This window comes from Leifsonia sp. Root1293 (assembly GCF_001425325.1).
GTDB lineage: Bacteria > Actinomycetota > Actinomycetes > Actinomycetales > Microbacteriaceae > Orlajensenia.
Genome location: NZ_LMEH01000001.1, coordinates 985605 through 1008641, shown reverse-complemented (window position 1 = coordinate 1008641; position 23037 = coordinate 985605). Strand labels below are relative to the sequence as shown.

24 protein-coding genes are annotated in these 23037 nt (G+C 68.1%); 19 read left to right on the top strand and 5 right to left on the bottom strand.

Annotation, left to right across the window (positions count from 1 at the left end; translation table 11 throughout):
- Positions 1-50: 50 nt before the first annotated feature.
- Entirely contained in the window at positions 51-785 is a 735-nt protein-coding gene (locus ASC59_RS04660; RefSeq protein WP_055818858.1) for an alpha/beta fold hydrolase, read from the bottom strand.
- Positions 786-819: 34 nt separating this feature from the next.
- On the opposite strand from ASC59_RS04660, the gene lepA reads away from it, so the two are divergent.
- Genes lepA through hemW form a run of 4 tightly spaced genes read left to right on the top strand, consistent with a single transcriptional unit; the run spans position 820 to position 5178 of the window.
- Positions 820-2670, top strand: coding sequence for a translation elongation factor 4 (lepA, locus tag ASC59_RS04655; RefSeq protein WP_055818856.1), 1851 nt, complete (start codon positions 820-822; stop codon positions 2668-2670).
- 25 nt (positions 2671-2695) lie between these two features.
- Complete coding sequence (locus tag ASC59_RS04650) at positions 2696-3229, top strand: hypothetical protein (protein ID WP_055818853.1); 534 nt, start codon at positions 2696-2698, stop codon at positions 3227-3229.
- A 59-nt stretch (positions 3230-3288) separates the two neighbouring features.
- The gene (locus tag ASC59_RS04645; protein WP_055818850.1) at positions 3289-3939 is read left to right on the top strand and encodes a DUF1990 family protein; all 651 of its coding nucleotides are present in this window, start codon (positions 3289-3291) and stop codon (positions 3937-3939) included.
- 9 nt (positions 3940-3948) lie between these two features.
- A complete protein-coding gene (hemW, locus tag ASC59_RS04640) occupies positions 3949-5178 on the top strand; it encodes a radical SAM family heme chaperone HemW (protein WP_055818848.1) in 1230 nt (409 codons plus the stop codon).
- 15 nt (positions 5179-5193) lie between these two features.
- Here hemW and ASC59_RS04635 read toward each other — a convergent pair whose 3' ends face one another.
- Together ASC59_RS04635 and ASC59_RS04630 are read right to left on the bottom strand one after the other, a co-directional pair.
- Complete coding sequence (locus ASC59_RS04635) at positions 5194-5580, bottom strand: DUF4870 domain-containing protein (RefSeq protein ID WP_055818844.1); 387 nt, start codon at positions 5578-5580, stop codon at positions 5194-5196.
- 172 nt (positions 5581-5752) lie between these two features.
- A complete protein-coding gene (locus ASC59_RS04630; RefSeq protein WP_055818840.1) occupies positions 5753-6193 on the bottom strand; it encodes a DUF4870 domain-containing protein in 441 nt (146 codons plus the stop codon).
- A gap of 193 nt (positions 6194-6386) precedes the next feature.
- Here ASC59_RS04630 and hrcA point away from each other — a divergent pair, with 193 nt between their 5' ends.
- The 12 genes from hrcA to ASC59_RS04570 all read left to right on the top strand — a co-directional run bounded on the left by hrcA (position 6387) and on the right by ASC59_RS04570 (position 17878).
- The gene (hrcA, locus tag ASC59_RS04625) at positions 6387-7409 is read left to right on the top strand and encodes a heat-inducible transcriptional repressor HrcA (protein ID WP_055818837.1); all 1023 of its coding nucleotides are present in this window, start codon (positions 6387-6389) and stop codon (positions 7407-7409) included.
- 68 nt (positions 7410-7477) lie between these two features.
- The gene (gene dnaJ / locus ASC59_RS04620) at positions 7478-8590 is read left to right on the top strand and encodes a molecular chaperone DnaJ (protein WP_055818834.1); all 1113 of its coding nucleotides are present in this window, start codon (positions 7478-7480) and stop codon (positions 8588-8590) included.
- A gap of 10 nt (positions 8591-8600) precedes the next feature.
- A complete protein-coding gene (locus ASC59_RS04615) occupies positions 8601-9356 on the top strand; it encodes a 16S rRNA (uracil(1498)-N(3))-methyltransferase (RefSeq protein WP_055818831.1) in 756 nt (251 codons plus the stop codon).
- Positions 9357-9501: 145 nt separating this feature from the next.
- On the top strand, positions 9502-9867 hold the full coding sequence (locus ASC59_RS04610; protein ID WP_055818829.1) for a histidine triad nucleotide-binding protein: 366 nt from the start codon (positions 9502-9504) through the stop codon (positions 9865-9867).
- Between the two features lie 58 nt (positions 9868-9925).
- Positions 9926-10942 (top strand): PhoH family protein, encoded by a 1017-nt coding sequence (locus ASC59_RS04605; RefSeq protein WP_235492694.1) that lies wholly within the window; start codon positions 9926-9928, stop codon positions 10940-10942.
- Between the two features lie 16 nt (positions 10943-10958).
- A complete protein-coding gene (ybeY, locus tag ASC59_RS04600; protein ID WP_055818823.1) occupies positions 10959-11420 on the top strand; it encodes an rRNA maturation RNase YbeY in 462 nt (153 codons plus the stop codon).
- A 4-nt stretch (positions 11421-11424) separates the two neighbouring features.
- On the top strand, positions 11425-12744 hold the full coding sequence (locus tag ASC59_RS04595) for a hemolysin family protein (RefSeq protein WP_055818819.1): 1320 nt from the start codon (positions 11425-11427) through the stop codon (positions 12742-12744).
- Entirely contained in the window at positions 12731-13630 is a 900-nt protein-coding gene (gene era / locus ASC59_RS04590) for a GTPase Era (RefSeq protein ID WP_055818815.1), read from the top strand. Before ASC59_RS04595 ends, era begins: the two co-directional genes overlap by 14 nt.
- Complete coding sequence (locus ASC59_RS04585) at positions 13630-14898, top strand: sensor histidine kinase (RefSeq protein WP_055818812.1); 1269 nt, start codon at positions 13630-13632, stop codon at positions 14896-14898. Before era ends, ASC59_RS04585 begins: the two co-directional genes overlap by 1 nt.
- Positions 14895-15563, top strand: coding sequence for a response regulator (locus tag ASC59_RS04580; protein WP_055818809.1), 669 nt, complete (start codon positions 14895-14897; stop codon positions 15561-15563). The genes ASC59_RS04585 and ASC59_RS04580 overlap by 4 nt, the downstream gene beginning before the upstream one ends.
- A 144-nt stretch (positions 15564-15707) precedes the next feature.
- Positions 15708-16469, top strand: coding sequence for an ABC transporter ATP-binding protein (locus ASC59_RS04575; protein ID WP_055818806.1), 762 nt, complete (start codon positions 15708-15710; stop codon positions 16467-16469).
- Positions 16466-17878, top strand: a complete 1413-nt coding sequence (locus ASC59_RS04570; protein WP_055818805.1) for an ABC transporter permease — start codon at positions 16466-16468, stop codon at positions 17876-17878. Before ASC59_RS04575 ends, ASC59_RS04570 begins: the two co-directional genes overlap by 4 nt.
- 112 nt (positions 17879-17990) lie before the next feature.
- On the opposite strand, the gene ASC59_RS04565 is transcribed toward ASC59_RS04570, so the two are convergent.
- Complete coding sequence (locus tag ASC59_RS04565) at positions 17991-18608, bottom strand: hypothetical protein (protein ID WP_055818802.1); 618 nt, start codon at positions 18606-18608, stop codon at positions 17991-17993.
- Between the two features lie 226 nt (positions 18609-18834).
- Between ASC59_RS04565 and leuA the strand changes: the two genes are divergently transcribed.
- Positions 18835-20604 (top strand): 2-isopropylmalate synthase, encoded by a 1770-nt coding sequence (gene leuA, locus ASC59_RS04560; protein ID WP_055818799.1) that lies wholly within the window; start codon positions 18835-18837, stop codon positions 20602-20604.
- A 68-nt stretch (positions 20605-20672) separates the two neighbouring features.
- On the opposite strand, the gene ASC59_RS04555 is transcribed toward leuA, so the two are convergent.
- Complete coding sequence (locus ASC59_RS04555) at positions 20673-21332, bottom strand: trimeric intracellular cation channel family protein (protein ID WP_055818795.1); 660 nt, start codon at positions 21330-21332, stop codon at positions 20673-20675.
- Between the two features lie 70 nt (positions 21333-21402).
- Between ASC59_RS04555 and recO the strand changes: the two genes are divergently transcribed.
- Positions 21403-22134, top strand: coding sequence for a DNA repair protein RecO (recO, locus tag ASC59_RS04550; protein WP_055818792.1), 732 nt, complete (start codon positions 21403-21405; stop codon positions 22132-22134).
- On the top strand, positions 22131-22949 hold the full coding sequence (locus ASC59_RS04545) for an isoprenyl transferase (RefSeq protein ID WP_055818789.1): 819 nt from the start codon (positions 22131-22133) through the stop codon (positions 22947-22949). The genes recO and ASC59_RS04545 overlap by 4 nt, the downstream gene beginning before the upstream one ends.
- The last annotated feature ends 88 nt before the right edge of the window (positions 22950-23037 follow it).

The following is a 23037-nucleotide window of genomic DNA, read 5'->3' as shown; positions in this document are numbered from 1 at the left end:
GTGAAGCTGCACGGGGTGCGAGGGCGACGGGATCGCCGCCCCCAGCATCGTCAGCCCTGCTGTGAGGCCTCGACCTCCGCGAGCTCCCGCCAGGCTTCGAGAACGGCCTCCGTGAACGCCTCGGGCTGCACGAGGCTCGCCAGGTGGGTCGCGCCGGGAATGACCGTCAGCGTTCCGTGCCGACTGGCTCGGAGCATCCGTCGCTCATCGAAACGGATGTGGTCGTAGCGTCCGTTCACCAACCAGACCCTCCCGTCGTAGGCCGCGAGGTCGTCGAGGGGCCTGAGCGTGCCGATGGCGCGCAGGCCGGACTGCATCACCTCGAGCGCGATGCCTCCTGCGAGGAGGTCCGAGAGACCTCGTTCGCGCACCAGCAGCCTCGCCAGGCCGTCGTTCAGGGCTGAGCCCCGGTCGGGCAGCAGATGGATGGCCGCGGCGGCGGCCCTGTAGCCGCCGATGAAGACCGGCCTCGGGATGGCGCCGCACGAGGCGGCCACCAGCCCGCGCAGCTGATCGGGGTGGCGTGCGGCGTAGTGCATGCCGACGTAGCCGCCCATCGAGAGCCCCACGATGAGCGGCGGGGCGCCGAGGGTCGAGATGCCGTCGTCGATGGCGGTCGTCGCCGCCTCGAGGGTGAAGTCCTCGCCCATCCGAGCGCCGTGGCCGGGCAGGTCGATCGCGAGCGAGCGGATGCCGCGATGCGCGAGCGCGTCGATCTGCGCGCGCCACATGCTCGACGAGGTGCGAATGCCGTGCAGGAAGAGCACCGGAGGGCCGCTGTGCATCCAGCCATGCTAGTCATGGGAGAATCGAGTCACGATGTCTCCACGTGCCCTCACGCCTCTGCAACCCGCCGCGACCGACCCGGCACTCCTTCGCAACTTCTGCATCATCGCCCACATCGACCACGGCAAGTCGACGCTGGCCGACAGGATGCTGCAGATGACCGGCGTGGTGAGCGACCGCGACATGCGGGCGCAGTACCTCGACCGCATGGACATCGAGCGCGAGCGCGGCATCACGATCAAGAGCCAGGCCGTGCGCATGCCGTGGTCGCTCAACGGCGACACCTACGCCCTCAACATGATCGACACCCCCGGGCACGTCGACTTCACCTACGAGGTGTCGCGTTCGCTCGCCGCCTGCGAAGGTGCCATCCTGCTGGTCGACGCCGCTCAGGGCATCGAGGCCCAGACGCTGGCGAACCTCTACCTGGCGCTCGAGAACGACCTCACGATCATCCCGGTGCTCAACAAGATCGACCTCCCAGCCGCCGACCCCGACAAGTACGCCGGCGAGCTCGCCAGCCTCATCGGCGGCTCGCCCTCCGACGTGCTGCGCGTCTCGGGGAAGACCGGTGCCGGCGTCGAGGATCTCCTCGATCGGGTGACCGAGCTCATCCCCGCCCCGAAGGGCGACAAGGACGCCCCGGCGCGCGCCATGATCTTCGACTCCGTCTACGACAGCTACCGCGGCGTCATCACCTACGTGCGCATGATCGACGGACACCTGAACCCTCGCGAGCGCATCCAGATGATGTCGACCCGCGCCACCCACGAGATCCTCGAGATCGGCGTGAGCTCGCCGGAGCCGACCCCCAGCAAGGGCCTCGGCGTCGGCGAGGTCGGCTACCTGATCACCGGCGTGAAGGACGTGCGCCAGTCCAAGGTCGGCGACACCGTCACGACGGCCGCCAAGCCCGCGAGCCAGGCTCTGCCGGGCTACACCGAGCCGCTGCCCATGGTGTTCTCTGGCCTGTACCCGATCGACGGCAGCGACTACCCCGACCTGCGCGAGGCCCTCGACAAGCTGAAGCTCTCGGATGCCGCCCTCGTCTACGAGCCGGAGACCTCCGTGGCGCTCGGCTTCGGCTTCCGCTGCGGCTTCCTCGGCCTGCTGCACCTCGAGATCGTCACCGAGCGGCTCGAGCGCGAATTCGGGCTCGACCTCATCACGACCGCTCCGTCGGTGATCTACGAGGTCACGACCGAGGACAAGAAGACCGTCACGGTCACCAACCCGAGCGAGTTCCCCGGCGGCAAGATCGTGAGCGTTCGCGAGCCCGTCGTGAAGGCCGCCGTTCTGGCACCCAAGGACTACGTCGGCGTGATCATGGAGATCTGCCAGGCCCGACGGGGAACCCTTCTTGGCATGGAGTACCTCGGCGAGGACCGCGTCGAGATCCGCTACACGATGCCCCTCGGCGAGATCGTGTTCGACTTCTTCGACCACCTCAAGTCGAAGACCGCCGGTTACGCCTCCCTCGACTACGAGCCGGCCGGCGACCAGGAGGCCGACCTCGTGAAGGTCGACATCCTGCTGCAGGGTGAACAGGTCGACGCGTTCAGCGCCATCGTGCACAGGGAGAAGGCCTACGCCTACGGCGTGCTGATGACCGGGCGCCTCCGCAAGCTCATCCCGCGCCAGCAGTTCGAGGTGCCCATCCAGGCCGCCATCGGCGCCCGCATCATCGCCCGCGAGTCCATCAGCGCCATGCGCAAGGACGTGCTGGCCAAGTGCTACGGCGGTGACATCACCCGCAAGCGCAAGCTCCTCGAGAAGCAGAAGGAGGGCAAGAAGCGCATGAAGATGGTGGGCCGGGTCGAGGTGCCGCAGGAGGCGTTCATCGCAGCGCTCTCCGGCGACGTGGAGACCAAGGACAAGAAGTAGCGTTCCGACGCCTACGCTCGATGCTGTGACCGAGGAGAGCGACGCCGCCGTCATCGCGGGCATCCGGACCCTGCTGACGGATGCCGTGAGTCGACTGGCCGCAGCCGGAGCCCGCGACGAGGCGCTCGGCGAGTACGTGCCCGCCCACCGCAAGCTGCTCGTCACCCGGCGTGCCGTGATGGTGCCGCGGGGTCGAGTGTGGCGACTCGGTGTTCTTCTGATCGACGCCGACGGCGCCCTCTACGAGGAGGGCCTCACCACGCGTGCCGTCCCACCGGGGCGCACCCAGTACCAGTCGGAGTCCGCCGAGGTGCGGCGCGGGTATCGCGACGCGGCCTTCCGCGGGAAGTTCGCCGAAGGCGAGACCGTCAACTTCAACGCCGCACCCATCGTTCTGGAGGCCGCCGAGCTCCGTGCGTCGACGGGGGCTCTGTTCGTGCGCGACGACCAGCCACTCGTGCGCTGGAGTGCCGGCGCCGGCGATGCCGCGGCCGTGCCGCTGGAGCGCTACCTGTCCGACAGGGTGGATCTGCTGGTGAACCCGCCCGCAGGGGCATGACGCGGCGCGACAGCTGCCCGTGAACGAGCCGATCGGCGCTGTCGGCGTAAGCTGGAGGGATGCGCCGTTCCACCTTCGTCGGAGAGCCGGTCACCTACGGGGCGATCGGTGGCACCCTCGCCCCCGACCTCCTCGCGTACCCGCCCGCCGGTTACCGTGCCGAAGAGCACACCGTCCGCCTCGGCAGCGGTTCCGAGCGCTTCTCGATCGCCTCGTCGTCCCTCATGACGTGGGGCGTGCAGCGCGGCAGCGGCATCGAGGTCACCGAGGTGCGTTCCGGCACAGGCACGCAGTACACCGGCCTGGTCTTCAACGACGACGGGACGCCCGCGGCCGAGCAGCCCGCCCTCCAGGCCGAGGAGCGCTACGGTCCCGACGGCTCGCCGTTCATCACGGCCGGGATGACCGCGAAACTCAAGCTGCACATGTGGCGGCTCACCTTCACGGCTCCGGTGCGCGTCATCTACGTCATCGACGAACCCGGCCGGGTCGGCTTCGCGTACGGCACCATGCCGGGGCACCCCGAGAGCGGCGAGGAGGCCTGGGTGGTCGAGCACCGCGACGACGACTCGGTCTGGCTCACGATCCGCTCTTTCTCGCGGCCGAGCACGGCGTTCTACAAGCTCGCGGCTCCCGTGCTGCGGTCGGTGCAGAAGCGCTACACCAAGCGCTACCTGCGGGCGCTGCATCCGGTCGCCGCGGCCGCCTAGGCCCGAGCCATGCCCAGCGCACTTCCCCTCGCCGATCCGGCGCCCGCCGACGGTTTGCTGCCGCCGTCAGCCATCGCCGGAGCCGAGGCGCGCACCTTCGGCGTCTACCTCCACGTGCCGTTCTGCCGGGTGCGCTGCGGCTACTGCGACTTCAACACGTACACCTCCGACGAGATTCGCGGGGTGAAGCAGTCCGACTACGCGAGCCAGGCCTCCCTCGAGGTCGCTGCCGGAGCCGGAATCCTCTCGGAATCCGGCCTGCCGAGGCGCTCCGCGAGCACTGTCTTCTTCGGCGGCGGCACTCCGACTCTGCTTCCGGCTGGCGACCTCGTGCGGATGCTCGATGCCGTGCGGTCGTCATTCGGCATCGCGCCCGACGCCGAGATCACGACGGAGGCCAATCCCGATTCCGTCGACGCCGAGTACCTCTCGACGCTGGCTGCGGCGGGCTTCACGCGCGTCTCCTTCGGCATGCAGTCGGCCGTGCCCCACGTGCTGGCCACCCTCGAGCGCACGCACGACCCGGCGCGCATCCCTCTCGTCGTCGCCTGGGCGAGGGACGCCGGCCTCGACGTCAGCCTCGACCTCATCTACGGCACACCTGGGGAGTCGCTCGCCGACTGGCGGTCCAGTCTGGAGCACGCCATCGCTCAGAGCCCGGACCACCTGAGCGCCTACTCGCTCATCGTCGAGGACGGCACGAAGCTCGCCAGGCAGATCAAGCGTGGCGAGGTCACCCAGCCAGACGAGGACCTGCAGGCCGACATGTACGAGATGGCCGACCGGATGCTGTCCGAGGCCGGGTACGAGTGGTACGAGGTCTCCAACTGGTCGCGCGGCGAGGAGCACCGGTCGCGCCACAACCTGGCGTACTGGCAGGGCGGCGACTGGTGGGGGGTCGGGCCGGGTGCCCACAGTCACGTGGGCGGAGTGCGGTGGTGGAATGTGAAGCATCCGGCCGCCTATGCGGATCGCGTTCTCGCCGGCGTCTCACCCGGTGCCGGGCGCGAGACCCTGGATGCAGAGACGCGCGAGGTGGAGCGGGTGCTGCTGCTGGCCCGCATCCGCGAGGGCATCCCCGTGTCCTCACTCCACGCCCCCGGACGCCATGCCGTCGCCGGTCTCATCGCCGACGGCCTGATCAACGCGAAAGCCGCCCTGTCCGGATCAGTGGAACTGACCCTGACAGGGCGGCTTCTGGCTGACGGTGTCGTGCGGCGACTCCTCGCCGACGACTGATCAGAGTCGGTCGACCTAGCTGACGAACTTGATGGTCAGCGGGTAGGTGTACAGCTGGCCCGCGTTGGCCTTCACGGCGGCGATGATGCCGAAGACGATCGCCAGCACCCAGGCCGCAGCCAGGATGAGGAACCCGATCAGGATCAGCGTCAGGATGCTGCCGACGACGTAGACGATGAGCAGCGTGATCTGGAAGTTGAGGGCCGTCGCGGTGTGCTCGCGGATGAAGGGCCCCTTGTCCTTCAGGACCAGGTAGCCGATCAGCGCCGGCAGGAAGCCGAACAGGATTCCACCGATGTGGATCAGCGTCGCCCACAGCTTCTCGTCGGCGGGGCTGAGGTTGCCTCCGGGTGCCTGGTACGGGTTCTGCGGCGGGGGAGGAGGAGGTGTTGCGTCGGACATGGTGACTCCTTGTGGTCAGTCATCGATGAGGCTGATTCTCCCGCGCGGACGGTCGAAGGCCCGGTGGGTGCACTGAAACGATAGCGCCACCGATGCTGCGGTCACACGATCTTCCGCGAAGTGTCGGTGCGAGTCGGTCGGGACCCGGGCAGGAACGAACCGGGTGCGGGAGTCAGCGCACCAGTCGCAGCGCGAAGGGATACCTGTAGCTGCCGCCGTTGTTGACGCGCACGCCGCCGATGATCGAGAAGATCACGTCGATGATCACGAGTGACCAGCCGATGATCTGGAACAGCGGCCCCAGCACGATCCAGACCGGGCCCAGCCACCAGAACAGCGTTCCGAGGATGGTCGCCACGATTCCCCAGACGATGATCGCGCCGACCATCGTGATCTGGAAGTTCAGGGCCTCCCGTGCCTCGTCGCGGGTGAGGTGGCCGCGCTTGCCGAGGACGAGGTAGATGATGAGTGCGGGAAGGATCGCCAGCACCGCCGCCCAGCTGCTGAAGAACCCGAGAATGGCGATGGCTCCTCCGAAGTGCGCGAACGACGCCCACTGGCGGTCCTCGGTGGCCGAGAACGGCTCGTCGGGCGTTCGATTGCTGTCGCTCATTGCGGGGGACTCCTTCTGGTACTGATGCGCATGGCTGTCGCCGTTCGAGCCTGACGGCGCGGGCCGTGCGGGTTGCGGCTTCACGCTACTGTTCGAAACTCGGCCCGGCAAACGACTCTTGCCCGACGGTCGGGTAGAATTGGCACTCATAGTTTACGAGTGCTAAGAAGCAGCGGCAGGGAGTGGTGAGCAGATGGTGTCGGAACGTTCCCTCGCCGTGCTGAGGGCCATCGTGCACGACTACGTGGCCTCTCGTGAGCCGGTCGGCTCCAAGGCCATCGTCGAACGGCATTCGTTCGGCGTCTCGGCCGCCACGATCCGCAACGACATGGCGTTGCTCGAGGAGGAGGAGCTGATCGCGGCTCCGCACACCTCGTCTGGCCGCATCCCGACCGACAAGGGCTACCGCCTCTTCGTCGACAGGCTCACCGACGTGAAGCCGCTCTCGGCCGCGCAGCGTCACGCCATCGAGACTTTCCTGGGCGCATCCGCCGACTTCGACGACGTGCTCGGCCGGACGGTGCGCCTGCTCTCGCAGCTCACCCACCAGGTCGCCCTGGTGCAGTACCCCTCGCTCAGTCGCGCTCGGGTGCGCCACATCGAGCTCGTCGGGCTCAGCGACACCAGGCTGCTCTCGGTGCTCATCACCGACAACGGTCGCGTCGAGCAGCGGGTCATCGAATTCGCGGCCCCCATCGACGAGCAGCAGCTGGCCGAGCTGCGCACCCGCCTGAACGGTGTCCTGGGCGGCCTCGCCATGACGGATGCGGCCGAACGTCTGAGCGGCCTGGTCGACGATGTCGCCCCCGATGCCCGGGAGCTGGCGGCAGCGATCGTGCAGGCACTGGGCGAGCAGGTGCTCGCACACCGCCAGGATCGCCTCGTGATGGCCGGAGCCGCCAACCTGGTGCGCACCGAGAGCGACTTCTCCGGCAGCATCTTCCCCGTCATGGAGGCCATCGAGGAGCAGGTGGTTCTGCTGCGCCTGTTCGGCGAGATGGCCGCGGACCAGAATGCGGTCTCGGTGAGCATCGGCCGGGAGAACGAGTCGTTCGGCCTCGGTGAGACCTCGATCATGCTGAGCGGATACTCGGCGTCGCAGGGCGATGTCGCGAGCGTCGGCCTGCTCGGCCCGACGCGCATGGACTACTCCAACAACATGGCGGCGGTCCGTGCCGTCGCCCGCTACCTCTCGAAGCTCCTCGCCGAGGGTTGAGGGGCATCCCAGGAACATCTCACGAGGCCGATGACCGGCGTTCGTGAGCGGAAAGGAATCGGCTGCCTGTGGCTGACCACTACGAAGTACTCGGCGTCTCGCGAGAGGCGACCAACGACGAGATCAAGAAGGCCTACCGCCGACTCGCCCGTGAACTGCACCCCGATGTGAACCCCGGAGCGGACGCCTCGGAGCGGTTCAAGCTCGTCACCCACGCCTACGACGTGTTGAGCGATCCCAAGCAGCGCCAGCAGTACGACCTCGGCGGCCAGGGCGGCTTCGGAGGAGCCGGCGGAGGCGACTTCGGTGGCTTCGGCGACATCTTCGAGACCTTCTTCGGTGGGGGCGGCAACGGAGGTCGCCGTGGACCACGATCGCGTCGCGAGCGCGGCCAGGACGCGCTGCTGCGCGTCGAGGTGGACCTCGACGAGATCATCTTCGGCACCCACCGCGAGATCGAGGTCGACACGGCGATCCTGTGCGAGACCTGCCAGGGGTCCTGCTGCCAGCCCGGAACCCACCCCGTCACCTGCGACATCTGCCACGGAACCGGCAGCATCCAGCGAGCCGTCCGTTCGCTGCTCGGCAATGTAATGACCTCGAGCCCCTGCGGCACCTGCCGCGGATACGGCACCGTCATCGCGTCGCCGTGCGTCACCTGCCAGGGCCAGGGTCGCGTGCGCGCGCGCCGCACCGTTCCCGTCGACATCCCGGCCGGCGTCGACACGGGTGTGCGTCTCCAGATGCCGGGCAGCGGAGAGGCCGGCCCTGCCGGCGGACCCAACGGCGACCTCTACCTCGAGATGAAGGTGCGCCACCACGACGTCTTCAGCCGTGACGGCGACGACCTCCTCTGCACGCTCGAGGTTCCGATGACGGATGCGATCCTCGGTACGACGGCAACGGTGCACGCCCTCGACGGCGACGTCGAGGTGGAGCTGAAGCCCGGCGTGCAGAGCGCCGAGATCATCACTGTGCGCGACAGGGGCGTCACGAAGCTTCGGGGCAACGGACGAGGCGACCTCAAGATCGGCGTGCAGGTCGTGACGCCGATGAAGCTCAGCGGCAAGGAACGTGAGTTGATCACGCAGTTCGCGCGATCGCACAAAGCTCCGAAGCCGGCACTGACCCACTTCCAGCAGGGACTGTTCGCGAAGCTGCGCGACCGCTTCCTCGGCTGATCGGATCATCGTGAGCTCGCTCTACCTGCGCGACGACCTCGAGCCGGATGCGGTCGGCGACTCCGTGAGCATCACGGGAGCCGAAGCACGCCACGCCGTCACAGTCGGGCGCACCCGGGTGGGCGAGACTCTCTCGATCGGCAACGGGAGGGGGCTCATCGTCACCGGCGAAGTCGTCGCTGCGGCCCCGAGCGAACTCTCGATCTCGGCCGACCGGGTGCAGCTCGTGGACGCGGCCTCGCCCCGCCTCGTGCTCGTACAGGCCCTCGCGAAGGGCGACCGCGACGAACTCGCCGTGCAGGCGGCGACCGAACTCGGCGTCGACGCCGTCATCCCCTGGGCCGCCAGCCGCTCGATCTCCCGCTGGGACGCCGCGAAGGCGGCGAAGGGCCGCGAGAGGTGGGCCACGATCGCCCGAGAGGCCACCAAGCAGTCGATCCGCCCGTGGGCGACCGAGGTGCGGGAGCTCGCGACGACGAAACAGCTGGCCGCCCTCGCTCCATCCGTGCGGATGCTGCTTCTCGAGCCGACGGCTGAACTCGCCCTCACCGAGCTGGTGCTGGCGCAGGACTCCGGCGGCCGGCACCCCGCAGACGCCGACATCGTGATCGTCGTCGGCCCGGAGGGCGGCATCGCCCCGAGCGAGCTGGACGTGCTGAGCGCCGCCGGCGCGCAGGCCGTGCGGCTCGGGGCATCCGTGCTGCGCACCTCGACGGCCGGTCCGGCGGCCCTCGCGGTGCTGAACGCCCGGCTGGGCCGCTGGTAGACGATCTGCCGGCGTCCGGAGGGCTGGAAAGCGAGGAGATCCTCCCTCCCGTGGCTCTTCGAGATCGCCTTCCCGGGTTCGTTGGACGAATCTCCTCGCTTTCCAGCCCCCATGGTTCTGCAGCGGCAGACCTTAAGATGGAGCCATGGCTGAACCGAGCATCTTCTCCCGCATCATCGCGCGCGAGATCCCGGCGACCATCGTGTTCGAGACCGACAGGGTGATCGCCTTCAACGACATCGCCCCGCAGGCACCCGTGCACATCGTCGTCACGCCGAAGACCGAGCAGTACCGCGATGTCGTCGAGCTCGCCGCGGCCGACCCCGAACTCCTCGCCGAGCTGGTGTCGACGGCACACCAGCTCGCCGACGAGCACGGCAACGGGCAGTTCCGGCTCGTCTTCAACACGGGAGCCGACGCCGGACAGTCGGTGTTCCACGTTCACGCTCACGTTCTGGCCGGCCTCGGCTCGGCCGATGGCCTCGAGGAGGACACGCTTGGCTCCGAGTGACACCGGCGACGCCGGAACGCAGTTCGGCGAGGCTCATCTGCACGTGGACGGCATCGCCATGGTGCGTCTCCTCGGCCCGCAGGACCGCCTGCTGACCACCATCGAACGGCAGTATCCCGTCGTGAACGTTCACGTACGAGGCAATGAGATCTCACTGAGCGGACCGGCGACTGACGTCGAGGCTGTCCGCCGACTCATCGAGGAGCTGCAGCAGATGGTGCAGAACGGTCAGAATCTGAGCCCCGTCGAGGTCACCACGTCGGCTCGCATCCTCGACGCCGACGCGTCGTCGAGCCCGTCCGACCTGCTCGGCCAGGCGATCCTGCAGACCCGCGGAAGAAGCATCCGGCCCAAGACCCTCGGCCAGAAGCAGTACGTCGACGCGATCGACCAGAACACGATCGTGTTCGGGATCGGCCCGGCGGGAACCGGGAAGACCTACCTCGCGATGGCCAAGGCCGTGCAGGCCCTGCAGCGCAAGGAGGTCAATCGCATCATCCTGACCCGTCCCGCCGTCGAGGCCGGCGAGCGCCTGGGGTTCCTGCCCGGCAGCCTGACCGACAAGATCGATCCCTACCTGCGGCCGCTCTACGACGCGTTGAACGAGATGATGGACCCCGAGCTCGTTCCCAAGCTGCTCGCGGCCGGAACCGTCGAGGTGGCTCCACTCGCCTACATGCGCGGACGAACGCTCAACGACTCCTTCGTCATCCTCGACGAGGCCCAGAACACCACGCCCGAGCAGATGAAGATGTTCCTTACGCGTCTGGGCTTCGGCTCGAAGATGGTCGTCACCGGCGACATCACCCAGGTCGACCTGCCTGCAGGGTCGTCCGGCCTGCGCATCGTCACGCGCATCCTGGACGGCATCGACGAGATCCACTTCGCCCGCCTCACGAGTGACGACGTCGTGCGTCACACGCTCGTCGGCCGCATCGTCGACGCCTACAGCGAGTTCGACGAGAAGAAGCAGGCGCAGCGATTCGAACGCGAGCAGGCTGCCGAGTTCGCCAACCGCGCCGAGCGTCGCGGATCGGCCCCCAGAGACCACAAGCCGCCGCGCGCGAGCCGCTAGAGACGAGTAGAACACCGTGAGCATCGAGATCAACAACGAGTCGGCCATCGAGGTCGACGAGGTCGCACTCCAGCGGCTCGCCGTCTATGCGCTCGACGCGCTGCACGTGCACGCCGACGCTGATCTCGCCATCGTCCTCGTCGACGAGGGTGCCATGGAGCAGCTCCACGTTCAGTGGATGGACGAGCCGGGCCCCACCGACGTGCTCAGCTTCCCGATGGACGAGCTGCGGCCGGGAACCGAGGAGAACCCGGCTCCAGCCGGCCTGCTCGGCGACATCGTGCTCTGCCCGCAGGTCGCCCAGTCGCAGGCCGAGACGGCCGGCCACGGGCTCACCGACGAACTGCAGCTGCTCACGACCCACGGCATCCTGCACCTCCTCGGCTTCGATCACGCGGAGCCGGACGAGGAGAAGGAGATGTTCGGCGTGCAGCGGGACATCCTGGTCGGCTTCCACCTGCAGGAGCGCCGCGGCTGATCGCATGATCTGGTTCTTCATCATCGCCGCGTTCGCCCTCGTGGCGTTCGGCGGACTCATGGCCGCTGTCGACGCGGCCCTCTCGTCGCTGTCGCGCGCCGATGTGGCGGACCTCGCCGACGGATCGCGGGCCGAGAGGTCGCTGCGCGCCATCGCCGATGACACGGGTGCCCACGTCAACGCCGTCAACTTCGTGCGGATCGTCTCGGAGACGACGGCCGCAGTGCTCGTGACGCTGGTGTTCGCCTTCACCATCGAGAACGTCTGGCTCGCCCTGCTGCTCTCCGCCCTCATCATGACGGCGATCTCCTTCGTGCTCGTCGGCTCGAGCCCGCGCAGCGTCGGTCGGGCCAACGCCAAGACGGTCATCCGGTTGTCGGCACCCGTCGTGCACCTCGTGCGCGTGGTGCTCGGTCCCGTCGCCAGCGCTCTTGTCGCCCTCGGCAACCGCGTCACCCCGGGACGGGCGCGGCTCGTGACCTTCTCATCGGAGGAGCAACTGCTGAGCCTGGTCGACGAGGCCACGGAGCTCGACGTGCTCGAGGAGGACGACCGCGAACTCATCCATTCGATCTTCGCGTTCGGCGACACCGTGATCCGTGAGGTGATGATTCCGCGAACCGACATGGTGACCATCGACGGCACCGCCGACCTGAGTACCGCCATGGGCCTCTTCCTCAGCACCGGCGTATCACGCATCCCGGTCATCGACGATGACGTCGACGACATCGTGGGCATCCTGTACCTGCGCGACGTCGCGAAGCTGAGCCACGAACGCCCCATCGACGCCGAGGGCATCAGCGTGGGCGAGCTCGCACGGCCCGCCCTCTTCGTGCCGGAGTCGAAGAAGGCCGACGACACCCTCCGCCAGATGCAGACCGAGTCGAACCACCTCGCCATGGTGGTCGACGAGTACGGCGGCATCGCCGGTCTCGTGACCCTCGAGGACCTCATCGAAGAACTCGTGGGAGACATCTCGGACGAGTACGACCGCGAGGTCGTCGAGATCGAGGACCTGGGCGACGGACGCTTCCGCGTCGCGGCGCGCCTGCCCGTCGACGAGCTCGGCGACATCTTCGGCCTCGAACTGGACGACGACGACGTCGACTCCGTCGGCGGCCTTCTGGCCAAGGCATTGGGGCGTCTGCCCGTTCCTGGGTCGGTCGCATCCGTCAGCGGGCTCGTCCTCACGGCCGACCGCAGTGAGGGCCGACGCAAGCGCATCAGTACAGTGATCGTTGAGCGCGATCAGGCGCTCATAGATGTCCAGGCGTCGTTCGCTCCGGATGCCGCAGAGCAAGGAGTACGCCATGACCGAGAATGACTACCGCGCGGGATTCGTCTCGTTCGTCGGACGCCCCAATGTGGGCAAATCGACACTGACGAACGCGCTGGTGGGCCAGAAGGTCGCCATCACCAGTTCCAAGCCGCAGACGACGCGCCGCGCCATCCGGGGCATCGTGCACCGTCCGAACGGGCAGCTGATCCTCGTGGATACTCCGGGCATCCACCGCCCGCGTACCCTCCTCGGTGAGCGCCTGAACAGCTTGGTCACCTCGACCCTCGGTGACGTCGACGTCATCGGCATGTGCTTCCCGGCCGACGAGCCCATCGGCCCCGGCGACAAGTTCATCAACGAGCAGCTCGACGCCTTTCCTCGCGCCAGGAAGGTCGCGATCGTCACCAAGGTCGACGTCGCCTCGAAGCAGAAGGTGGCCGCGCAGCTGCTCAAGGTGAGCGAACTGCGCGAGTGGGACTCCGTGATCCCGCTCTCGGCCGTGAGCGGAGAACAGCTCGACATCCTCACTGCGGAACTCCTGAAGCTCCTGCCGCTGTCGGAGCAGCCGCTCTACCCCGAGGAGGCCGTCACCGACGAAGGCCTCGAGGACCGGGTCGCGGAGTACATCCGCGAGGCGGCACTCGAGGGAGTCAGCGACGAGCTGCCGCACTCGATCGCCGTCACCATCGATGACATCGTGCAGCGCGAGGACAAGGACCTGGTCGAGATCTACGCGAACCTCTTCGTCGAGCGGGACAGCCAGAAGGGCATCATCATCGGCAAGGGCGGGTCTCGTCTCGCCGACGTCGGCACCCGGGCGCGCGCTCAGATCGAGCCCCTCGTCGGCTCGAAGGTGTTCCTCTCCCTGCGGGTGAAGGTGGCCAAGGAGTGGCAGCGCGACCCGAAGCAGCTCGGCAAGCTCGGCTTCTGATGTCCCAGTCGGACCCCGCGCCGGCGCTTGCGGGCGTCGCGCCGGACGCCGGACTGGTGCGGCGGTTGCCCGGTCGCAGCCTCGCCTTCGACCTGAGCGCCGCGGCGCTGCTCTTCCTGCTGGCTCTCACGGTGAGCGTCGGTCAGGGCGTCGCCTCGGTCGTGGCACTGGCGGTGCTCTGCGTCGCACTGGCGATCCGCCGGATCTCGCCGGGTCTGGCCCTCGGAGTCGCCTGGATCGGTGCCATCGTCCAACTCGCGACGCTCGGCGACCCCGGCGCCGGCGACATCGCCATCCTCGGGGTGCTCTACGCGACGGCCGCCTACGGCAGCAGGCTGGTGCGCTGGCTCGGCCTGGCCTCCGCAGTACTCGGCTCCGCCGTGGCGACGGCCTATCTCGTCTTCTTCCAACCGGCGTGGCGGGCCGCCGAGGATCCCACGATCGTGGAGCCGACGACCGACGGTTCGCGCGCGATGATCCTCGTGCTGTTCCTCGGCATCTCCCAGCTGGCGCTTCTCGGTCTCTCGTGGACTCTGGGCACCCTCGTCCGCACGACCCGGGCCTCCCGGGCCGCCAGGGTCGAGGCGCGCATCGCCGACGAACGTTCCCGATACGAGGTCGCCGTCGAACAGGAGCGCACCCGCATCGCCCGTGACATGCACGACGTGGTGGCGCACTCGCTCGCCGTCGTCATCGCCCAAGCCGACGGTGCGCGCTACGCGGCATCCGTCGGTCCGGATCCGGCCGCTGTGCAGTCCACGGCCCTCGCGACCATCGCCGGCACGGCGCGCACCGCCCTGGGCGACGTCCGTCTGCTGCTGGCCGAACTGCGCCATGACGGGTCGGACTCGCCGCAGCCCCGCCTCGACGACATCGACGGCCTCGTCGAGCAGTTGCGTGCAACGGGCATGGTCGTGGAGCTGACGCGATCGGGGGAGCCGCGCTCACTGGGCGCCGGGCACGAGATCGCGGCTTACCGCATCGTGCAGGAGGCCCTCACGAACGCCCTGCGGCACGGCGAGCCAGACGCGCCGGTGCGTCTCGCCCTCGCCTGGACCGATGATGCCCTGCGCATCGCAGTGCAGAACACTGTGCGAGCGGATGAAGCCGCGCAGTCCGGCGGCTCGTTCGGCCATGGGCTGCCCGGCATGCAGGAGCGCGCCGCCCTGGCCGGTGGCACGCTCGAAGCCGGTCGCAGTGCATCGGAGCCCGACCGGTTCGTGGTCGAGGCCAGCATTCCGGCGATCCAGCGGGAGACGTCGTCATGACGGCTCGCATCCGGGTGGCACTCGTCGACGATCAGGCACTCTTCCGCGCCGGCATCCGCATGCTGATCTCGTCTCAGCCCGACCTCGAGTTCGTCGGCGAGGCGGCGAACGGGCGTGAGGCCGTGCAGCTCGCCGCGTCCGTGCAGCCCGACGTCATGCTCATGGACATCCGCATGCCCGAACTCGACGGCATTCAAGCGACGGCGGAGATCATCCGGAGCGCCGCGGATGCCGCAGGCCCGGGACCGCGCATCATCGTGCTCACGACCTTCGACCTCGACGAGAGCGCCGCGCGGGCGATCCGTGCCGGTGCGAGCGGATTCGTCCTGAAAGACGCGGACCCCGAGTTCCTGCTCGCCTCCATCCGCACGGTGCACGCTGGCAACGCCGTGATCGCCGCATCAGCCACCAGACGCCTGTTCGAGGAGTTCCAGGCGGCTCCGGATGCGGTGGCGCAGCCCGCGGCCTTCGCCGGGCTGACTCCTCGCGAGCGCGAGATCTTCGTGCTGGCGGCCAAGGGGCTGAGCAACGCGGAGATCGCCGCGGCCGAGTTCCTCAGTGAGGCCACGGTGAAGACCCACGTGTCGCGCATCCTGACCAAGCTCGCGCTCCGCGACAGGGTGCAGCTCGTCGTCTACGCCTACGAGAACGCCCTCGTCGACTAGCCCCGCCCCGCCCTCGCCCGCTGGTCGAGCAGCGAGCGACGCAGGAGCTCGCGTATCGAGACCACCAACATCATCCTTCCGATGTACACCGGATGCTCCCTCAGCCCGATCTCCTGCTCTCGCAGGTTCCGTAGCGTCGAAGACATGCAGATTCAGACCTCAGACCTCGGGCTCGTCGCCCGCGTCGCCCGCCTCAGCAAGTCCTTCGGCACGGGAGCCGGTACCGTCACCGCTCTCGACGACGTGTCCATCGGCATCCGTCGGGGCGAATTCACTGCGATCATGGGGCCGAGCGGTTCGGGCAAGTCGACGCTCATGCACCTCATGGCCGGCCTGGACTCACCGACCTCCGGCGAGGTGTGGCTCGGCGACACCGAGATCTCGCAGCTCGGCGACAGCCAGCTCACGCTGCTGCGCCGCCGTCGGGTCGGCTTCGTCTTCCAGTCGTTCAACCTCGTGCCGACCCTCGACGTGCGCGCCAACGTCATGCTGCCGTTCGAACTCGATGGACGCCGCCCCACGGCCGAGGAGAAGGCGTGGATCGAGCGTCTCTACGAGTCGCTCGGACTGCAGTCGCGTCTGACCCACAGGCCGCATGAACTCTCGGGCGGCCAGCAGCAGCGCGTCGCGATCGCCCGAGCCCTCGCCACGAGACCCGACCTGGTCTTCGCCGACGAGCCGACGGGCAGCCTCGACTCGCGCACAGGACGCGAGGTGCTCGCCCTGCTGGCCACGGCCGCCCGCGAGTACGGCCAGAGCATCGCCATGGTCACTCACGACCCCATCGCGGCGAGCCACGCCGATCGGATCCTGTTCCTCGCCGACGGCCGCGTCGTCGATGACCGACCCGGCGCGTCCGCCGAGGAGATCTCGGGCATCATGCTCGGAATGGAGGCTGCGGCATGAGTGCGAACGCCGCCCGTCTGACCGGTCGCCCACGCGATCACGTCTCCAGCATCGTCGTCGCATCGCTGAGTGCGACCTTCGGCGTGGTGCTCCTCGAGGCGACAGGCCTCATCAGCACCGTCGTCGACTCCTCGGGCATGACGGAGGGCTCGGCGACGGTGCGCGCCATCCTCACCGTCGTCACCTCGGTCTTCACCCTCATCGCCGTCTACGTCGGCGCCATCGTCACAGCCAACACCTTCTCGACGATCATCGCTGGTCGCGTTCGGGAGATCGCACTGCTGCGTCTGATCGGCGCCCAGGCGAAGACCGTGCGGCGCAGCGGCGCGACCGAGGGCCTCATCGTGGGTCTGCTCGGCTCGGCGCTCGGACTGGCCCTCGGCATCCTCATCGCCGTCACCACCGTCGTGATCGGCATGGCACAGGGCTGGCTGCCGGAGTTGGAGTACTCCTTCCTCGACCCGGTGATCCTGTTGCCCGTCGGAGTCGTGGCCATCACGACCTGGGCGGCCGCCTGGGTCGGCTCACGCAAGGTGACCGCGGTCACCCCTCTCGCAGCCACCGGCGCGTCCGTGGAGGCCACGCGGGAAGAGGCGGTGCGCCGCACCGGCCGCAACGTGGCTGCGATCGTCCTGTTCGTCATCGGCCTCGGTCTGGTGGCACTCGGCGTCGTCGTCGGCCTCGTCTCGGTCTTCGGCCTGTTCATCGCGTTCTTCGGGGGAGTGTTCTCCTTCACTGGCATCATCGTCGGCGCGCACATCATCATGCCGCCCGTCCTGACCCTGGTGGGGCGGATGCTGGGCACCCGGCCTCCGGCCAGGCTCGCGGCCGAGAACGCCGTGCGCTTCCCCGATCGATCATCGCGCGCCACCATCGGGCTCGTGATCGGTGTGACACTCGTCACGATGTTCGCCGTGGCCATGCAGAGCTATCGCGACATGATCGTCACCGAGTTCGCCGACGAACCGATGGCCCTGGCCGCCATCGACCAGACGCTCACGGTGACCACGGCCATCTTCACCGGCCTCGTCGGGTTCTCGGCCGTCATCGCGGCCATCGGCATGATCAACAACCTGTCGTTGAGCGTGCTGCAGCGCACCCGTGAACTCGGCCTGCTGCGGGCGCTGGGCTTCACCGGCCGGCAGGTGCGCTCGATGATCGTCGCCGAGAGCGCTCAGATGACCGTGGCCGCCATCGGGCTCGGCCTGGTCCTCGGCGTCTTCTACGGCTGGGCGGCTGCGCAATCCATGCTCGGGTCGATCGTGCACGGCATCGCCGCGCCGTCGCTGCCCTGGGCGATCATCGGAATCACCGTGCTGGCCGGGGTCGTGCTCACGCTGGCGGCATCCGTGGCTCCAGCGCGGCGCGCCACGACGGTCTCACCCGTCGTCGCCCTCGCCGTCGACTGAGCCGTACATGAGAATCTCGGTCGTCTGGGGGGCCAGCGATCGAGTAAGGGGGAGCGGGCGCATCGCATCGTCGATGCGCCCGCTCAGGCTCATGCGGGCACGAGCGTCGAGGTCACGACACCGGGGAGAGCGCAGACGAGACCAGAACAGTGCCGCTCCCGTACTCCTCGTCGAGAGAGGCTTGAAGATCACCATCGTCGTAGGCCACTGTGAGCAGCACGCGGTCGGGAGTCGTCTCGATTCCGGTCATCACGACACCCGGATGCGCCGACACGGCGATGCGGATCGCGTCGAGTTCCTCAGCGGTGCGCGGGACCGGAGTCTGCAGGGGACGCGTCGTGCTCGTGGCGCCGGGTGGACGTGAACCGTCTTCGGCTGGCTCAGCCGGCCGGGTCAGAGTGAACGTCGATCCATCCCACGTTCCCTGAACTGCATAGTCGCCTCCCCACGTGGTCCCACGGCGGCTTTCTTCGATGCCGACAGCGTCCCAGTCCCATCCGGCGATCGGCACACCGCTGCAGCCCGGAGGGTTCGATTGGAATACAGCACCGAGGCAGAGAACGGGGCCGGTGTCCACTCGGTCGATGACCAAGGTCGTGACGGTGAACTCGTCTTCGACCGACGCAGCGGGAGCCGGGGATGAGCCGGCATCCGTACATGCGGACGTTCCAGCCAGCACCGTCGCCACGATCGCGATCAGTGCGAGACGTCGGGCATGAGGGTTCGTCATCGGGGCCTCCTGGGCTCAGTATGGCGGAGGGCGTCGTCTCCGCGCACGCATTGCATGGCTGTAACGAAAGCGATCCCGCGTGACGACCCGGCGGACGCGATGCTAACCTGAGGGTGTGTTCCACGGCTTCCTTCTTCTTAGCTGCCGCGACGAGTCCTAACTCAGGCCTCCCTCGTCGCGGAGTTCGTCGTCGGCTGACACCCATCGCGAAGAGATCGAGAAGACCATGAAGAACACCCAGACCGCGTCGAGCATGCCGGTCCACCGCTACACCGCCTATCACGAGCAGTTCCGGGTGGAACTGCCCGATCGCACCTGGCCGAGCAAACGCGTCGAGAAGGCACCCCGCTGGTGCGCCGTCGATCTCCGCGACGGCAACCAGGCCCTCATCGATCCGATGAGCCCCGAGCGCAAGCGCGTCATGTTCGACCTGCTGGTCGGCATGGGCTACAAGGAGATCGAGGTCGGGTTCCCGAGCGCGAGCCAGACCGACTTCGACTTCGTGCGCAGCCTCATCGAGGAGAACGCGATCCCGGACGACGTCACCATCCAGGTGCTGACGCAGGCGCGCGAGCACCTCATCCGTCGTACCTACGAGTCCATCGCCGGTGCCAAGCAAGCCATCGTGCACCTCTACAACTCGACGAGCATCCTGCAGCGGGATGTCGTGTTCCGCACCGACAAGCAGGGCATCATCGACATCGCGCTGAACGGGGCGCGGCTCTGCAAGCAGATGGAGTCGATGGTTCCGGGCACGACCGTCTACTACGAGTACTCGCCCGAGAGCTACACGGGCACCGAGCTGGAGTTCGCCCTCGACATCTGCAACCAGGTGCTCGACGTCTTCGAGCCGACGCCGGAGCGCAAGGTCATCATCAACCTGCCGTCGACCGTCGAGATGGCCAGCCCCAACATCTACGCCGACTCCATCGAGTGGATGAGCCGTCGGCTCAACCACCGCGAGAACGTGCTGCTCTCGCTGCACCCCCACAACGACCGCGGAACGGCCATCGCCGCTGCAGAGCTCGGCTACCTGGCCGGCGCCGACCGCATCGAGGGCTGCCTCTTCGGCAACGGAGAGCGCACCGGCAACGTCGACCTGGTCGCACTGGGCATCAATCTGTTCACGCAGGGCATCGATCCGCAGATCGATTTCTCCGACCTGGACGAGGTGAAGCGTACGGCGGAGTACTGCAACCAGTTGCCCGTCCACGAGCGTAGCCCGTGGGCCGGTGACCTCGTCTACACGGCGTTCAGCGGTTCGCACCAGGATGCCATCAAGAAGGGCTTCGAGGCGATGGAGAAGGATGCCGCCGAGCGCGGCGTCACCGTCGATCAACTGAAGTGGGCCGTTCCGTACCTGCCCGTCGACCCGAAGGACCTGGGGCGCACCTACGAGGCCGTCATCCGGGTGAACTCGCAGTCCGGCAAGGGCGGGGTCGCCTACCTGCTGAAGACCGACCACGCGCTCGACCTGCCGCGTCGCCTGCAGATCGAGTTCTCCGGTGTCGTCCAGACGAAGACCGACACCGAGGGCGGCGAGGTGTCGAGCGACGACATCTGGCGCGCCTTCCGCGACGAGTACCTGCCGGCACCGGCCGATCACCCCGAGGAGAAGTGGGGCCGGTTCGAGTTGCTGTCGGTGCGCTCGGCGAGCGAGCTGGACGGCTCCGTGGCACTGACCGTCGGTCTGCGTGACGGCGAGGAACGCGTCACCATCGAGGGGAACGGCAACGGACCCGTCGACGCGTTCCTCGACGTGCTGCGCCGCAACGGCGCCGACGTGCGCGTTCTCGACTACTCGGAGCACGCACTCAGCTCGGGCGGCAACGCGCACGCGGCGGCGTACGTGGAGTGCGTCGTCGAGGGTGTCACGCTCTGGGGCGTCGGCATCGACGGCGACATCTCGACCGCGAGCCTCAAGGCCGTCATCTCGGCCGTGAACCGAGCCATCCGGGTGCGTCAGGCCGATCTCGTCGGGTCGGCCTCCGTCTGAGCTCATTGCTCGCTGACGACCGCCCGCACTCGGCTCCGCTGATCGAGTAGCGCCCGGCGGGCGGCTGTCTAGGCTCGCCGCCACCGCATCCAGCTGCCGATGGCGCGCTGCTCGGGCAGGCTCCAACCGAATCTCACCGCCAACAGTCGGATGAGAGTCGTCACCGCCACGCAGGCGATCCCCGCGACGGTGATCTCGACCCCGGCTGCGGCGAGCGCGACCAACAGGATCGTGCCCGCCGCGGCCGCCACCGCATAGAGCGACCCGACGTGCATGAGCGCGATCGGCAGGTTCAGCATCATGTCGCGCAGGATCGAGCCGCCGACGGCCGCGACGACGCCGACGAAGACAGCGGGCACGACGGGCACGCCGAACGAGAGCGCCTTGGTCGTGCCGATCGCGCCGAACAGGCCGATCGTGACAGCGTCGAGCGCGATGATCAGCGGATTGAGGCGGGCGAACGCGCGCTGCAGCAGCATGCCGATGATCGCGGCGACGGTGGCCACGATGAGGTACCAGTTGTTCTGGATGAGGGCGAGGGGAACGTTCAGCAGCAGGTCGCGCAGCAGACCACCCCCGAGGCCGACGACGACGCCGATGATGGTGACCCCGAGCAGGTCGATGCGGTGCTCCTTCAGGCGGCCGGAGAACATCGCGCCCTGGATGGCACCGATGGCGACGGCAGTCAGGTCGAGCCAGAGGGGGATGGTGAAGAGGGCCGTGTGCACCCGTCATGTATATCAACTGAGTCGGCCCGCCCCGCGCGATGTCGTGTCGCGGCAGTGGGATGATCGAAGGGTGCCTGTCTACCGTGATGAAGCCGTCGTGCTGCGCACCCACAAGCTGGGTGAAGCCGACCGGATCGTCACCATGCTCACCAGGCAGCACGGCAAGGTGCGCGCCGTCGCCAAGGGCGTGCGACGCACGGCCTCGAAGTTCGGAGCGAGGCTCGAGCCGTTCATGGTCGCCGACGTGCAGCTCTGGGAGGGTCGCACCCTCGATGTGATCACCCAGGCCGAGTCGCTCGGGTCCTACGGCACCCTGATCACCGACGACTACGGCAGCTACACGGCTGCGTCGGTCATGGTGGAGACCGCCGATCGGGTCACCGAGTCCGAGGGCTCTCTGCAGCAGTACCTGCTGCTGGTGGGAGCGTTGCGGTCGCTGTCGCGCCGCGAGCACGCTCCGACCCTCACTCTGGACTCCTACCTGCTCCGAGCCCTCTCGGTCGCCGGCTGGGCTCCCACCTTCACCGACTGCGCGCGCTGCGCGAGGGTGGGTCCCCATCACTCCATCGTGGTTCAGCTGGGCGGAGTGGTCTGCGACACCTGCGCTCCTCCCGGCGCCCCCAAGGTGGACGCCGTCACGATCAGCCTGCTCGGCGCCCTCGTCGAGGGTGACTGGCCGACCGCGGAAGCGGCATCCGAGTCGACCAGGTCCAAGACCAGCGGCATCGTGGCCGCCTACGCCCAGTGGCACCTCGAGCGCGGTCTGCGCTCGCTGCCGCACGTCTCCCGGGAGAGCTCGTGAGCCCCAAGCCCTACACGCACAAGGATGCCGTTCCCTACGTGCCCGTCGACTGGACCGGGCTGTATCCGCCCGAACTGCCGAGGAAGGCCGTGCCAGAGCACGTCGCCATCGTCATGGACGGCAACGGGCGCTGGGCCAACCAGCGCGGGCTCACCCGCATCGAGGGCCACAAGGCCGGCGAGGTGGCCCTGCTCGACGTCGTCGCCGGCGCCCTGCAGATCGGGGTCAAGCACCTCAGCGTCTACGCCTTCTCCACCGAGAACTGGAAGCGATCGCCCGACGAGGTGCGCTTCCTCATGGGCTACAACCGCGACGTGCTGCATCGGCGGCGCGACCAGCTCAACGAGTGGGGCGTGCGCATCCGGTGGGCCGGTCGCAAGCCGCGACTCTGGAAGAGCGTCATCGAGGAACTGCAGTTCGCCGAGCAGATGACGGCCGGCAACAGCGCGCTCACGCTGACCATGTGCGTCAACTACGGCGGACGCAACGAGATCACGGATGCCGTGCGCTCGATCGCCGACGATGTGGCCGCCGGTCGCATCCGCCCGTCCGCGGTGTCGGAGAAGTTGATCGCGAAGCGCCTGTACACGCCCGAGATGCCCGACGTCGACCTGTTCGTGCGCAGCTCGGGGGAACAGCGCACCTCCAACTTCCTGCTCTGGCAGTCCGCCTACGCCGAGATGGTCTTCCTCGACACGCTCTGGCCGGACTTCGGCCGCACGGAGCTGTGGCAGGCCATCGAGCTCTACGCCTCCCGCAACCGCCGCTTCGGCGGAGCCGTCGACACGCCGACGGTCACCACGCCGGCATCCTGAGGCACTCACGACAACCGATCACAGGATGACGACGCCGATGAGGCTCTCACGGCCGTCATAGGCGTCGTCATCCTGTGAACGCGTAGCG